This window comes from uncultured Porphyromonas sp. (genome assembly GCF_938023125.1).
GTDB lineage: Bacteria > Bacteroidota > Bacteroidia > Bacteroidales > Porphyromonadaceae > Porphyromonas.
Genome location: NZ_CALHDW010000015.1, coordinates 46828 through 62173 on the forward strand (window position 1 = coordinate 46828; position 15346 = coordinate 62173).

The 15346-nt window shown below is 47.7% G+C and carries 9 protein-coding genes and 2 pseudogenes; 8 read left to right on the top strand and 3 right to left on the bottom strand.

The features are described 5' to 3' along the window. Nucleotides 1-75: 75 nt before the first annotated feature. The 3 genes and pseudogenes from Q0090_RS07995 to Q0090_RS04565 all read right to left on the bottom strand — a co-directional run. Nucleotides 76-183, bottom strand: a pseudogene (locus Q0090_RS07995) (helix-turn-helix domain-containing protein); the annotation flags it as partial. A gap of 110 nt (nucleotides 184-293) precedes the next feature. Continuing rightward, entirely contained in the window at nucleotides 294-6029 is a 5736-nt protein-coding gene (locus tag Q0090_RS04560) for a DUF4011 domain-containing protein (protein ID WP_297947875.1), read from the bottom strand. 65 nt (nucleotides 6030-6094) lie between these two features. Beyond that, nucleotides 6095-6436: pseudogene (locus Q0090_RS04565) on the bottom strand (transposase family protein); the annotation flags it as partial. Between the two features lie 158 nt (nucleotides 6437-6594). Between Q0090_RS04565 and Q0090_RS04570 the strand changes: the two are divergent. The 8 genes from Q0090_RS04570 (at nucleotide 6595) to Q0090_RS04605 (ending at nucleotide 15183) form a co-directional block, all read left to right on the top strand. After that, a complete protein-coding gene (locus tag Q0090_RS04570) occupies nucleotides 6595-8985 on the top strand; it encodes a TonB-dependent receptor (protein ID WP_297947877.1) in 2391 nt (796 codons plus the stop codon). 27 nt (nucleotides 8986-9012) lie between these two features. Then, entirely contained in the window at nucleotides 9013-9696 is a 684-nt protein-coding gene (locus Q0090_RS04575) for a hypothetical protein (protein ID WP_297947879.1), read from the top strand. A gap of 20 nt (nucleotides 9697-9716) precedes the next feature. Continuing rightward, on the top strand, nucleotides 9717-10667 hold the full coding sequence (locus Q0090_RS04580; RefSeq protein WP_297947881.1) for a hypothetical protein: 951 nt from the start codon (nucleotides 9717-9719) through the stop codon (nucleotides 10665-10667). A 202-nt stretch (nucleotides 10668-10869) separates the two neighbouring features. Beyond that, nucleotides 10870-11331 (top strand): 6-carboxytetrahydropterin synthase, encoded by a 462-nt coding sequence (locus Q0090_RS04585; RefSeq protein WP_297947883.1) that lies wholly within the window; start codon nucleotides 10870-10872, stop codon nucleotides 11329-11331. Between the two features lie 71 nt (nucleotides 11332-11402). Next, entirely contained in the window at nucleotides 11403-11936 is a 534-nt protein-coding gene (locus tag Q0090_RS04590) for a 7-carboxy-7-deazaguanine synthase QueE (RefSeq protein WP_366136351.1), read from the top strand. After that, entirely contained in the window at nucleotides 11891-13966 is a 2076-nt protein-coding gene (locus tag Q0090_RS04595) for an OmpA family protein (RefSeq protein ID WP_297947885.1), read from the top strand. Before Q0090_RS04590 ends, Q0090_RS04595 begins: the two co-directional genes overlap by 46 nt. Before the next feature lie 44 nt (nucleotides 13967-14010). Beyond that, a complete protein-coding gene (gene rfbC, locus Q0090_RS04600; protein ID WP_297947894.1) occupies nucleotides 14011-14565 on the top strand; it encodes a dTDP-4-dehydrorhamnose 3,5-epimerase in 555 nt (184 codons plus the stop codon). Between the two features lie 48 nt (nucleotides 14566-14613). Next, entirely contained in the window at nucleotides 14614-15183 is a 570-nt protein-coding gene (locus Q0090_RS04605; RefSeq protein WP_297947887.1) for a hypothetical protein, read from the top strand. Nucleotides 15184-15346: the final 163 nt, after the last annotated feature.

Here is a 15346-nt window from a genome sequence, read left to right on the forward strand (position 1 = left end):
TGCATTACTTAGGGGAGTCTTACTATGATTGCGAAAATAAATGTTGGGGAAGACTTCCTGGTGTAGAAATCAGAGTCAAGTGCAACGCTTGATAAAAGTAGGGAAAGGACTCCACTGAGCAACCTCTCTGGAGACGGTACTTTTGGCAACTCCAATGGTCTTGGCGATGAAAGAATAGGACTTTCCTTGCTTTTGAGAAGTCGATCAATTGTGTATCTTTGCGTTGCACTTACTACTGGAATTTACACCAACAGCCCAAGGAGTAGCAGGGGAGTAAAAGCAAGACTTCTCCGCTAGCTTAGAGAAATGGTCGTACCATTGCACGTTGCCTTACCCTGGGCAAGGAGAAGCTTCAATGCCCTATCTCCGGCCTCATCTATACGGCTGCCCATGCGAGCAAAGCCCAAAGTCTTACCAGTCATACGTTTGAGTTCCTCTTGAGGCATGGCCATATGTTGCTCTAGAATAGCGTGCATAGCATTGGCAATCTCGGGGGTGGGAATGTCAGTAATCTCTCGTTCGCTCCCTACTCGATAGGTAATATAACTCTCGAGAGAGGTTTCGTTGAGCCAATACACGTACTCGTTTTCCGAGGATCTTGGGTCTAAGAAGAATCCATTGGAGAGGAGTTGTTGGATCATTTTCTGCATTCTCCCCGATACTTGGATACCCCATATTTGTGCTATTCTCTTGTACAAAAGGGTAAGGCAGATAGGCTGTTCTACCTCAATGATGTTGTGCAATTCTTGATAAACAATGGAGCCTGATTGTAATAGAGTATCTAGGGAAAGAGACCCATTGGGGGGTGTTACTTCTGCACTCTGATAGGGTATTTCTCTGGAGTGATTCCAGGCGATAATTTCTTCTTTAGGAGGGGTAATAATTTGCTTTGGGAGGGGAGACTTAAGGGTCTGTATAGCCTGTTCCTCTTCGCTCCCCGACAGGATGGATTGGATGCGATCTTCGATGCGTGTGAGTACTCTCTCGGGATGCTCAAATAGATCTACCGTCCATACTCGCATAATATGCCAGTGAAGCATTGAGAGAACAGAGGGTTGTACGATCTCTCGGTCTCGGGTCGTTTTGGTTGCATAGTAACCTGCACCATCGCTAAGAATGCCCAAAATATACTTGTCAGGAAACTGGGGGTGCACAATGGCGAGGTCTATTCGAAATCCAGAACGTCCTATTTGTAGATTTACCGTATAGCCTCGCTCGCGTAGCTTTTGGGCGAGTTGGGCAAGGAGTGGAGAGGGAGTATGCAGTGCATTCTCGGTCTGATTGCAAATGGGAAGGGGGCTTCCGCCGGCAAACTCGAGGAAGCGTTTCAGCCCAATCACCCCTTCTGCTTTTGTGCGATTTAGGTCAATTTGCTCGGGTCTTAGAGATGAGAAGATCATCATTTCGTAGCGAGCACGAGACACAGCCACATTGAGGCGCCTCTCGCCTCCACGCTTATTGAGAGGACCAAAGTTGAGAGAAACTTTTCCTTCCTTGTCTGGTCCGTAACCTACAGAGAAGAGAATAACATCTCGTTCATCACCCTGCACATTTTCTAGATTCTTTATAAAGATAGGCTCTGTAGAGTGGAAGGCTTTTTCCTCTAGCGCTGGATCTTTGTAGAGTTGTTCGGTGAGAAGGTCTTCTATTAGGTTTTGTTGCACTTGACTAAAGGCGATAATCCCAAGACTTTTCTCCTCGTTGCTCCGGAGTCTACGCACTACTTCTTCTACCACAGCACGAGCCTCTTTTTCGTTGCTTCGGGTAGTACCTCTAGCATACACACCCTCTATGGGGATAAATTGTACCTTAGACGTTTTGTCGTCTACGGAAGGAAAGGTATAGAGTTTGCCCTCGTAGTAGAGACGATTGCTGAAGGCGATAAGGCTCTCGTGCTTGCTTCTGTAGTGCCATGTTAGGTAGCGAGAGGGGAGGGATAGGGCGATACAATCATCGAGGATACTCTCCATGTCATCCACCTCAGCCTCTTCGTCATCTACTTGATTGCGTGCAAAGAAACTTGTTGGAGGCATCTGTTTGGGATCGCCTACCACTACAAGGCTTTTCCCTCTAGCTATAGCACCTACAGCCTCACTAGTTGGCATTTGGGAGGCTTCGTCGAAGATAACAAGATCGAATTTCTCCCCTTTGAGGTCAATGTATTGGGCTACAGATAGTGGACTCATAAGCATGCACGGGCAAAGTCTAGGTAGGAGGTGAGGGATCTGATCAATGATTTTTCTGATGGATGTCCCTCGTCCATGATTGCCAATATTGCGCTTGAGGATACCTACCTCGCTACTGCTCCCCGCAGCACCCGAGAGCTTGGCAATGGGGTGAGCTAGGCGGCAGTAGAGCTCTTTTTGAGTAAGTTCTTGAAACTCTCTGGAGAGTTGTTTGTAGTTTTTGATTGAATCCTCAAAAATGGCTCCACTGAAGTGTCTAAGCGATTCTTCTTGATCAATGATGTCTTCTGCGAGTTGTTTGAGAGCTCCCTTGGTCACCTTCTCTGCGAGTCGTTGTCCGTTGAGAGATTCGTCTGCCTCAAGAGCTTCGATGGCAAAGCCTAGCCCCAGAGAAGAAAGTCGCTGGCGCTCCCTGCACCAGAGTGCCCAATCTTTTATTTCGTTGTAATGCAGGAGGTATTGCTCCATCTCGTGTATCTCTTGGGAGAGGGGAGCTGTTGTGAGTCTTTCTTGTACGAAGAATGCATCCACATGCGATCTTAGTTCTTTGGCTTTTGTATACAGAGATACAATCTCCCCTAGGAGTGAAGATAACTCGGTGGAGGGATGGGAGAGAAGTGGTACTAGTTGTGTATTTGCTAAGGAAAGTACAGAAGACGTCTCTAGGCCTAGTGCTGGAGCATAGGAGAGAAGGGCTTGATACAACCTCTCGGCACTCTCTGATGCTTGCTGCATAGCAGCCCAGTCTTCTGCCTTTTCATGCCCAATAGTGCCAAAAATAGGTTCTAAAGGGGTAGTAAAGAGTTGTGATGCGGACAATTCTTCTCTGTATTGCGAGAGTTGATTCACAAGCGAAGGAATATGTTGCTCCTCGAAGTCTCTCCGATATACTCGCATTTTTCGCAAGAATGATTTGGTCGCAAAGAGCCTGGGCAACAGCCATTTTGCCTGTATTCCTTTCCACTCCTCTTGCAATTCGTTTGCATTGAGAGAGAGTACTTGCGGACTATATTCTTTTTGCAAGTTTTGGGCTAGCTCTTGAGTCTTTTCTCCGTGATTTAGAGCAAAGCGTAGTGCTTGGAGTTTATGGCTTTCTTGCACTATTTGTGCCAGATCTGCGGAGTAGTACCTAATACCTTGCATAGCTTCTGCAAGGAGTGCTAGGGCTGTAACCCCTAAAAATGAGGTTTGAGTGGGGAGGTAGGTTAGCCCTTCAAAGTGCACGATACAGCTCTCCAGAGAGGAGAGTGTTGCGCTGTACTCTGTGAGTGTTTGGCGTACAAGAGGGAGATTCTCCGCAGCAGCTTCGTTGAGAATAAGCTGTTTGAGGGGATGATGCGCTGGATGACCCGAGACGGAGAGCACGGCATCTAGGCGTATAAGAGCTGCTTGCCAATTCTCTAATTGCACCTTGTTTAAGGTAGTGACTACCTCGCTTGGAATTTCAAGAGGCTCAGAAGGATTCTCCGAAAAGGCGACAATGGCATTGTAGAGAGAGTAGCCATTACCTCTAGTTTTGTGTAGAGACTCTATATGTCGGATCAGCTCTTTGCGTCGAGAGAACAGCTGTGTAGCGGTCTCCTCATACTCTTGAGGAGATTGTATTTGCACGAGCTCTAGGGTCTTTTGCAGCTGTTCCAAAAAGTGTGTTTTGGTAGCTTTGTTGGAGTGAAGCTCAAGACAAAATGGCGCAAGACCAATCTTTTCTAGTCGGCTTTGTACCACAGATAGAGCGGCCATTTTCTCTGCTACAAAAAGCACTCTCTTGCCTTGGTAGAGTGCATTGGCAATCATGTTGGTAATCGTTTGAGACTTGCCTGTGCCTGGGGGACCATGGAGAATAAAACTTTTTCCGAGTCCTGAATTGACAATCGCCTCGAGCTGTGAGCTATCTACCTCTACGGGGAGGGCATAGTGCTGTGGAGCCACACTTTTGTCTACACTGCGAGCGTCAATAGGAGGAGTCTCCTCATGGGCTTCAAGATGATTTTGCAAAAGACCCTTTACGATAGGGTGCTCGGCAAGGAGTTCTGAGTTGGAGTGGATATCATTCCACATCACAAACTTATTAAAAGAGAAGTACCCGATGAGGGCATTCTCGTGTACGTTCCAACGAGTTTTTTGGCGAATATAAGCGCGAGCAAGGGAGAGCGTTTTGACCACATCTACCCCAAATTGGTCTTGAGGTAGTGGATCTAACTCGAGCATATGGAGGGAGAAGTTTTGCTTCAGTAGCTCCACAAGGGTAGTATTGAGGATGGGCTCTTCGTCTCGCATACGGATGCGATAACCACGCCCCGAGCGCACCATGTCAATAGGAACTAGTAGCAAAGGAGCAAAGCGAGGCTTGGTACTTTCAGGGGTTTCGTACCACTCCATAACGCCAAATGCAATGAAAAGCGCATTGGCGCCGTTCTCTTCGAGCGCGGTACGAGAGGCACGATATAGCTCCTTGAGTCGCACATTAACTTCCCCCTCGGAGAGGTCTGCATAAAGTTTATTGCTCTCAAGGTCTGCCAAGAGGATTGGAGCAAGATTCTCCACTTGTGGGTGGGGTAGAATATCGAAGTACTTTCCGGCTTGTAATTTATCTTCCCAAAGGTCAATACGAATGGAAAGGAGTGGGATGGTGCGTTTGCCGAAGCTTAGGTTGATGAGGTTATTGCGAAGAGTGGTGTCGAGTAGTTTCCTTTCCCATACTTGTTGTCGTGTAAGGTTTTGGGGCGATGCAGCATTAGGGTCTACTGTGTAGTGCTCGAGGTTGTAGAGGAAGTGGGTAGAGTGCTTGTGTTTGATGCCTACATAGTCGGTAACTACTTCTCCCTGATTGTTGTAGGTGGGGAGAGGGAGTATGTTGTTGAGTCTGCAACGGAATATATCTACAAAGAACTCAAAAGAGCCTCCATCGTGTAGGGTGCTGATCGCATGATCTACGGCGTCTTCAAAACCTACGTTTTGCGAGGAGCTAATTGCTGTAGCCTCCAATACAACAAGATCATTGATCCCAGAGGCACAGCCTTTGAGCAAAAAGGATAAATCGTCTGAGATAAGTGGCGATTGTACCTCATCTGAGAGCCAAGCTCCTACCATGGCATGTCCTGCTAGAAATACGATGAAAGGGCGTATGCCGCAGGCCTCTAGACATGAGGCCATCAATAGAGACAACTCAATACAGTTGCCGATCTTGATTTGCATTACCTTGTAGGGGAGCCGGATACGTTGTCCTAACACCTCAAAAGACGTAGGTGAAACAGAGTAGACAATACCGAGCGATCGGAGAGCCTCGTAGATGGCAGCTACCTGCCGCCGCACCTGATTGGGATTCTTTGTTAGGTACCCGGTGATGGCTGAGTCTTTGCTCCATTTTTGTAAGAAACGTGCTGCCTCAAGTTTTATGGGCTCAATGAGAGAAGAAGAGGGAGTGACAAAAGAGGCGATAGTTTCGGGTATGCAAGAGGTGCCAAGCCACTGGTCATACGCCATGATATGGAGCTTAAAGGGATGCTCTACAGCACATTCGTTTCCAATGTATAGGGCTATTTCTAGAGAGGTTTCCTTTGCTTCTTCTAGGTGTAGTAGTTCCTCAAGATTTAGATCGAGGTTGATTTCTTCTTCTGCAGTCTCTCCAGCAGCGAGCCTTGCTATGTTTATTTCTCCCGATTGTATGCTGTTGCCTTCGTAGGTGATACGTAGGTTTTCCCAATCTTCGCTTCCCTGGTTTTTTATTGTGCAGATGGTACAATGCTCAATCCCATTTTGCACCAGAGAATAATTGATGGCAGGGAAGTATTTTAGCTGTAGAGAGCCATTATAAGCCCCTTGTATGGGGATTTCTTTTTCCATAACAAGTCATCTTTTGTCAATCTTTTCGGTACTGAAGCATCCGCAAAGGTAGAGAATAAATGCATTTTCGAGCCTTTCAGACGTTTGCAGCCAATGGCGATATGGTTACCTTCTAAGTTGGGAATCAGCTCTTTTCCATAAACTTGAAGACAAGCATAGAGAGACTGAGGCTCAATACGTTGGAGCAATCTTTCGAAGGTGTCTACGCTCGGACATCCTTTGGCTAACTCAACCAGTGGGCGGAGAGATTCTCCATGCTCTAAGCAAAGTTCATGCATGGACTCATAATCCTCATCTCCTCATAGATAGCTCGCAAGGGCAATAACTAGAATATTGCTTAACTTATGCTTGCAACGACCCACAATACGTGTATCTTCTACCTTAGAAAAATAATCTTGTACAGCCATACTGCAAAGATAGCCCTATTTTTGATGCGGTTGCCCTGATACCGTTGCACTTGATACCGGAATCTCCAAAATAAAATTTTATCTTTGCACTTGGTTTTTGAGTTGGACTTTGTTCAAGTTAGTTGAAGTTAAGCCGATAAAACAGGGTAACCCATAGGATGGAATTTATCAAGATATTCTCTATAGCAAAGGGCGTTATCTCTATTCCCAATTCGTTTTTGGTGAGGTCTCGCCTTCTCCTCTTTACACTTCTCTTTCTCGCTGTTCCCTCTCTGTTGTGGGCACAAAGAGGGGATAAAACCTCCTCTTTTACCGTTGTAGTAGTGGAGGAGGGAACCGAAGATCCTATCCCCGGGGCTTTGGTGCAGCTAGGGGAGCAGCACGCCCTTACAAATGGAGAGGGCAAAGTTGCCTTCCCCTTTCCTCAAAAGGAGCGTTGCGAGGTGTTGGTTCGTATGGTTGGCTACAATGAGTATAAGAGCATTATTAAGCCGAATGCCAAAGGGCTACATGTACATCTTGCACCTGTACGGCTCGATGAAGTGGTGGTCTTGGGCGATAAGCCGCGTAGCGAGTCTACTACCATTGCTGTACGCCTCGGGGAGAATGCTTTGCGTAGTGAGGCCAAGAGTTCTCTAGCCAAGGTCTTGCAGGAGGTGCCGGGCATGAGTAGTATCAGCAGTGGAGCAACTATCATGAAGCCCGTAATACAGGGGATGCACAGCAGTCGCATCCTTCTTATAAATAATGGAGTACGGCAAGAAGGTCAGCAATGGGGGGCCGACCATGCTCCTGAGGTGGATATCTCTACGGCAACGAGTGTTGAAGTTATCAAGGGAGCTGAGTCTATTCGCTATGGGGCAGGAGCCATAGGAGGGGTTATTCTATTGGAGACAGCTCCTCTGCCCAAATGGGGAGATCCTCTGAAGGGGCGACTCTCACTCTCTGCAACTTCTAACGACCGTGGGGCTGAGGTTAATGGTGATCTCTCGGGGAGCGTAGCGGCTCTTCGGGGATTGACCTGGCGAACGCAAGCCGCTTATTCGGTAGCCGGAGATTATGAAACAGCAAAGTATGTGCTCAATAATACAGGAGCTAGAGAAGGTAGCTTTACGGGAGTGCTTGGCGTTGATCGTCCTCGTTTTTCTGCGGATTTATTCGTGAGTTACTATTCTTCTCGACTCGGTATTTTTACGGGTTCGCACATCGGTACTCTCGAAGATCTCTTGGAGCGATTTGAGTTGGGAGAGCCTCAAGTCTTCGCCCCGCGCAGCTATAAAATTGCAGCTCCCAAGCAAGAGGTACAGCATTGGCTTGTGCGTTTCTCGGGGGTGTACAAACTAAAGCAGGGTGGTCTATTGCGGATGCAATATGACTTTCAGAACGATGATCGACAGGAGTTTGAGATACGAGTGGGATCTCTGGCGCATAAACCTGCTTTGGGGCTTCTACTAGCAAGTCATGGAGCACAAGCTATTTGGGAATCTTCTAAAGAGCAACCCTTGCGTTTTGTCGTTGGCTCTAGTGCTCAATTGCAACAGAATAAAACGACCAATACCGGTACAGTGCCCCTTATCCCCAATTACGCCGGTCTTACATTTGGGGGCTATGGCATTACCAAATGGGTGCGCCCCTGTTACGAGGTAGCTCTTGGGGCTCGTTACGACTATAAGTACCTCAATGCCCTAGGCTATGGGCTCTCGGGCGAGGAGTATGGAGGGGAGCATCACTATAATAGTCCGTCGTTTTCGCTCTCGGGTCTTGTACGTCCTCTAGAGGGAATTACCTTTTCTTCCAATCTTGGTTTGGCTTGGAGAGCCCCCGATGTCAATGAGCTCTACAGCAAAGGTTTGCATCACGGAGCGGCAGCGTATGAGGAGGGGGATGCTACTCTGCAGCCGGAGGCTTCTTGGAAGTGGAATAACGAACTTCGCTATGCCAACTCTTGGATACATGCCTCTGCAACCGCTTTTTTGCAATCCATTGGCAACTATATTTTTGCAAGCCCCGAGCACGACCCCAATACGGGTGGCATTGCCGTGAAGGAGTTGGTAGCCGGGGTTTTTCCCATCTTCCGCTATCGACAAGTTGATGCTCGCTTTTGGGGTGGGGATGTGCAACTGAGGTTGCGCCCATTTGAGGGTTGGGAATATACTTTTGAAGGGCAGTGGATTCGCACTATAGAACGCAAATCTGGGGGATATTTACCCTATATCCCCTCCGATCGCTACCGCCAGTCTATCCAATGGGAGAGCCACGATCTCTTCCCCCACGACCAACTTTCGTTTGGTCTGGATTGGGTTTTTGTGACAAAACAACGGAGGTTTGATCCCTCAATAGACTTCTTACCCACGACGCCTGATGCCTATCATTTATTGGGCGCATCGGCAGAGTATACCCACACTATGAGTCAAGGTAGATCGTGGAAGGTATCGTTGCGTGCGGAGAATCTGCTCAATGCCCTCTACAAAGAGTACACGAATAGGTTTCGCTACTTTGCCCATGAGAAGGGGCGAGATGTGCAACTTGTCCTAGGTTACTACTTCTAGAATAACAAAACAAATAGATATACGACAATGAAAAAACTGCTCTGTACGACTTTCGCTACTGCCCTATTTGTGCTCCTGTTTTCCCTTGGTTCTTGTGGAAAAATTACCCCGGAGAAGCCGATAAATCAGGCAAAGGAGCGTGGGCATGAGGTGCCCTATAGTACCGATTTTGTCTTTACCCCTTGTGAGGTGTCAGATACAACGGGCCTCTTTGTGGATAAGATTACGAATAAGGGTGCGTCTTTTACATGGAGTTTCTCCAATGAGAAGGCAAATCATACCCCTCTTGCACTAAAGCGAGGGCAATGGTATCACTTAGAAATTGTGCTGCGTAATGCCTCCGGCTCCGATATCAATGCTCAATACATTACCCCAGAGCAGGCAGCTCTACACCAGTTCTTTTTTATAAGTAGAGAGCTTAAAGACGAAGCAAAGAAAACCTATAACACGATACCAAGTACCATTACTTATAAGTATGCCGAGACGCTACAACTTGAGGGGAAGCGTAACCCGATTGGGCTAGAGGGTGCCTTCTATGTACATCCCGATGCCACTCCGAATCACTTTTTCTTGAACGTGGTGCTGGTACACGTATTGCCTCCCTCGACTAAGATTAACCGAACGACAAACTCTTTTTATCCCTTCGATCAACCTGCTCGCACTATGGGTACACGCGATCTTGAGTTGTACATCCCAATAGACCTACAATAACTAAGTGATAGAAACGCAATATGAGGAGATCTGTTTTTGCGACTCTTTTATTGTCGGTAGCTTTCTCTCTAGGGATCTCTAGTTGTAGCAACGATCCTAAGCCCAATATGTCGAGCTTTGTTTTGCCCGATAAGATCAGCATTGAGATGCATTGTGGTCACTTGCATGGGGCAGAGTTCCATGGGGATCCTTCCTATCTCAATATTGATTTCCCCGACAAGGGGGTACAAAAGATTGATTTCAAACTCAATGCCGATGGCAAGAGCTATAGCATAGCAGGAGGAAACAACCCCGTCCGTTGGAAGTCGAACGTGATTTGGTCCCTGGAGCTTACTTGCTACGATAAGGAGGGTAAGCGTGTCAATAATATGTTTGTGAAGGAGGGGGCTGAGGATCTCTTCCAACTCTTCATCACGGTAGACAATATCCGTAAATATATCCCGGGGAGTAAGGTTGAGGGGCCTCTCGTGAATACGACTTTCGAAAAGGTGGGAGCGAAGTTTGTCTATCGCGATACTCATCCGGAAGATCGTATGTTCGGGTATCGCCATCCCGGTGAAGACTATAAGGTAGAGCTCTCTCGTAAGCAGTTGGGACTAAAGGGCTACTTTGATGATCCGGAGTCTCTCAAAGAGAGTAATCCTTTTATCGGGCTCCGTGATAAGCATCTCTCTTACGATCTCCACCTCCGTATGGTGCGCTTTGCAACTCCTAAAAAGAAGAAACCCAATGGCTCTTACCGCTCTGCGTATGCTTGGGAGGAGGCTTTTTCTGCACTCTCGGTTTTTGAGCTGACGATCCCCATTCGAGTGGTGACAAAGCGCCCCTCTGATGATCCTAAAACGTTGGAGGAATATCTTAATGACCTCGCTGCCGAGTACGGAATGTCCCGAGAGGATATAGAGGATCTCTATAAAGAATCGTGGGATGTACCTATAGAGGGCGAGGGAGCTGAGAAGTATTATATGTAATCTCTTTCGTGCCCATATGGCATCGTCTAGATTGAGAGCCCCTTTACCTTGGAGTAGTTTTTCATACCGCTCTCCAGGGTAAAGGGGTTTTCTCTAGGCTAACCCTCAAATTCTTCATCCTTTTCCCTTTTCTGTTTAGGGTATGAGGGAGAGGGCCGTGTAGAGTACTAGCAAGGAATGTCGTACCTTTACATACCGAACAATGAAGATGAACGAGAATAAAAACCGACCGAGTCTCCTCACAGCCGAGCGATACCACGATATCAGTATGGGGCATCGCGTTGTAGGGCATGAGAGTAAGTGCCGCCATCTGCATGGGCATAACTACCGTATTCACTTTGTTTGTACAGCCCCGGATCTGGATGCTTTGGGGCGTGTGATAGACTTTGGTGTGATCAAAGAACGCCTATGTCTCTGGGTAGAGGAGGCTTGGGATCATAAAATGATGCTTTGGCAAGAAGATCCTCTTCTACCTCAATTGAAGGAGATTGCTCCGGAGGATTTGGTGATAGTGCCCTTTAATCCAACAGCGGAGGCGATGGCTCGTTATTTGGTGGAGGAGGTAGCTCCCCTCAGATTGGAGGGTACGGGTGTTACTTTGGTGGCTTGTACTATAGAAGAGACAGCCAAGTGCCGCGCGTCTTACCGTCTATTGCCATGCTAGAGGATCTCGAGCTTCCCGTAAACGAGATATTCTATTCCCTACAAGGGGAGGGGGCACAGGTTGGCCTTCCGATGGTGTTTATACGTTTGAGTAGTTGCAACCTTCGGTGCAGCTATTGTGATACAGAATTTTTCTCTTTTACTCTAATGTCGTTGGGGGCAATCCTTGCCGAACTTGCCTCTTTCCCTACGCACAATATCCTCTGGACAGGGGGAGAGCCTACCCTACATCTTACCGAAGAGGTAGTCGACTTTTTCCATCAAAAGGGGTATAGGCAGAGCATTGAGACCAATGGAACACGCCCCGTACCCCATGGGATTGACTACATTACTTGTAGTGCTAAGCCCGAGTCCTTTCCCCATTTGTGGGAGAATTTCCCTCACGGAGTGGATGAGTGGCGTTTCCCCTTTGGAGCATCAGCTCCATTACCTCCGGCAATAGAGAGCCTTCCGCCGGCACGCACCTACTGCTTAAGTCCTATTTACGAACCGGGAGAAGCAATATTGCAACCCCCTCATGCGTTGGAAGAGTGTATTGAGTATATCAAGCAACACCCTACATGGCGTCTAAGCATACAACTCCACAAAATCATTGGTATTCAGTAGCTCTTCTTGTTGGAGCTCTCTTTTTCCTTCTCTCGCTAGGGGGGTGCGCAGCACGTAAAATACGCGAGGCTGAGTATGCACACAAGGCGGGCCGCTACGGAGAGGCTGCCGAGTTGTATCGAGATCTCTATCGTAAGCAAACCCGCAAAGACAAAGAGAAAAAGGCATTTTTTGCTTTTCGTGCTGCAGAGAATTATCGATTGGCACGCAATGCACAGAGGGCCAAATCCTTTTATATCTCTGCACGCTCTTATCAGTATCCGGATTCCATTGTGCTCCTGCGACTCGCAGAGATGGAGCAATGCCTCGGGCGCACTCGGGATGCTCTTGTAAATTACGAGGCCTTTTGTGCCCTTTATCCTAATGATTACTTTGCCAATCTGGGGAGAGAGAGTTGCCTCCGAATTGATACTTTGCGAGCAAATCCTCATCACTATCAGGTTCGTTTGGCACGCAACTTAAATTCTTCTCGAAGCGACTTCGGGGGAGCGTTTTTACCCGATGGGAGTGCTTTTATTTATTCTTCGGCTCGTAGCAAAAACCCTGAGATAGAGAATAGTGCCATTACGGGAGAGAAGCCTAATGACCTTTACTATATTCACCAAGATGCTCAAGGTCGATGGTCTCGCCCCGATAGTATCGCCGGAGGTGTCAATACTTCCAATGACGAGGGGATGCCTGCCATTTCTCCCGAAGGGAATACTCTTTATTATACGATGGCAGAGCATAGCGATCTCTACGACAAGACGGCCAAGATCTACAAGTCCTCAAAAAGTGGAGAAGGGGGCTGGAGTGCTGGTAAGGAATTGGAGATCTGGAGCGATACGTTGCGCATGGCGGCCCATCCCGCTCTCTCGGGCTCGGGCGAGAAACTCTACTTCGTGAGCGAGGGAGGGTATGGTGGTAAAGATATTTATTACATCAATGTAGAAGAAATTGGGAGCGCCTTGCCTACCAATATAGGTGGGGTAATCAATACACCCGGCAATGAGATCTCTCCCTTTGCTATGGGGGATAGTACACTCTATTTTGCCTCGGATGGGCACCCCGGTCTAGGCGGTTACGATCTCTATCGAGCTACGTTGCAGCCCTCGGGAGAGTGGCTTTGCGAGCATCTCGGCGCACCTCTTAATTCCCCTCAAGATGATTATGCCATGAGCCTTAGTCCTAAGCCGGATAAGAGTAATACGAGCGAAGGCTATTTTTCCTCCTCTCGTCAGGATGCATGGGGGCGCCCCCATCTCTGGGCCTTTACCCAGCCCGCCATTCTTACGAGCCTAGAGGGGTTTGTCTTCGACCGAGATGGAAATCCCATCGCTGGAGCATTTGTGCGAGTTGTGAGTGAGGCGAATCCCGAGACTCCTCTTGTGGCTACAACCCACGCCGATGGTTACTATTCATTAGATATAGAGGGGGGAACTCGTTATGTGCTACTGGCAGGTGCCGATAAATACTTACGTGCCTATTCCTATTTTGAGAGCGACGCAGCTACCGAAGATGCCGTTTACACGGTCGATTTTACACTTGCTTCGTCTGTGGTAAGTGAAGTATTCCAAGATATATTCTATGCCTTCGACAGTGCAGACTTATTGCCGGAGAGCAAGGTGGCTCTAGATCAGATCGCTAAGATACTACAAGACAATCCCGAGGTCGTAGTTGAGCTTTCGTCTCATGCCGATCGTGTGGGATCCGATGCCTACAACTTGGGCCTTAGTGATAGACGTGCACGTGCTGTGGTAGAGTATTTAAAGGGAAAAGGAATCCCCGCCGAACAGTTGCACCCGAAGGGGTATGGCAAGTCCCGTCCTAGAGTAATCTCATCGGCCCTTCATGCCCTTTATCCCCAATTCCCCGAGGGAACAACACTGGACGAAGCATTTGTTACAGCCCTTAGCGAAGAGGATAAGGAGGTAGCAGATGCCCTAAATAGACGCACCGAATTTATCGTTATAGATCGAGTAAAGGGAGCTCCGGAGTCTTCGGAGAAGATGGAAGAGGAGAATTCCGCTGGAGTCTCCCCCGAGGAGTAAAATCATTCGCACTAGCTCTCTTTTAAGTCTATTATTTGAAAATGATACAATACAAAGAACTAGAAATCCCAGGAGTTTGGCTCCTTACGCCTCAGGTCTTTGGGGATGAGCGTGGATCTTTTACCGAGATTTTACGCTTCCCCGAGTTTGCCGATAAGGTCTCGCCTTGCCCCTTTATTCAAGAAAATGAATCCTTTTCTACGAGAGGCGTACTACGGGGTCTGCACCTCCAACAAGGCTCGGCTGCTCAAGCGAAACTCGTGAGATGCATCCATGGAGAGGTAATAGATGTGGCTGTAGATCTTCGATTGCAGAGCTCAACTTTCGGTCGTCACGTTGCCGTTCGCCTCTCTGGTGCTACCAAAGAGCAACTTTACATTCCTAGAGGGTTTGCCCATGGCTATCTTGTGGTGAGCGAAGAAGCAATTTTTTCTTACAAGGTAGATAATGGTTATTCCCCTCAAGATGAATGCCATCTTTATCCCTTTGATCCCGAGATTGGAGTTGATTGGTTGCAATATGGCGTGCCTAGAGAGCAATTGATCCTTTCTCCCAAAGATTTGGAAGGTACTAGTTTGCAGGAGTATCTTAGGGGATAGGCCCTTAGTAGTGGGTTCTTTTTCCTTACATCTTAGGCTTGATGCCAAATGAAAATATACCAGTTTGTTTTTAATAGCGGGGAGCAACTCCTTCATTATTATTATAAAGGGGAGGCGCTCATCCGTAAAGGATATCCCTTCTTTTTGCCTAACACCTCGTCCGAGGAGTGTTATGTGGCTTATCCCTCATTGCTTGTGCGAATCGGTAGAACAGGGCGTGAAGTCGCTTCCCGCTTCTCGCATCGTTACATTAATGGACTAGGGGTTGGGTTTGATATTGTGCATCAAAATCGCCTTTGCAACCTAATTGCCGCTCGTCTGCCATGGAGCGAGGCTGTAGCTTTTGAGTATGCAGCTGCTGGCATGATCGAAGATCGCTCTTTAGACGAGGGCGAGTTGCAACCAAGCTACCATCTAGAGTGGAGAGACTGTACGCTGGAGGTGACAGAGACTATGATCCGCAAGGCTGTGGAGAGAATGTCCTACTTAAATATCATCCATGTAGGGGATATTTTGCTTGTCCGGCCTCAAATCTTGCAACATCCGGCGCTGCAAGTTGAGCAGAACTACAGTGTGAATGCTCCCGAACTAGGGGAGTATACATTGCGGGTTAAGTAGGTGCTTTTTCTGCCTCGGTCGACTCTTGATTAGAGCTTGTTGAGGAGAAGTTGATACTTTGCACAAGAAAGATTTGCTTCTAAGTTGTTGATAAGTAGCGGCATAACATTTCTTAACATCAGAAGATTAGGGATAAATTTGGTCAGGTCAGAATAAAAGTATT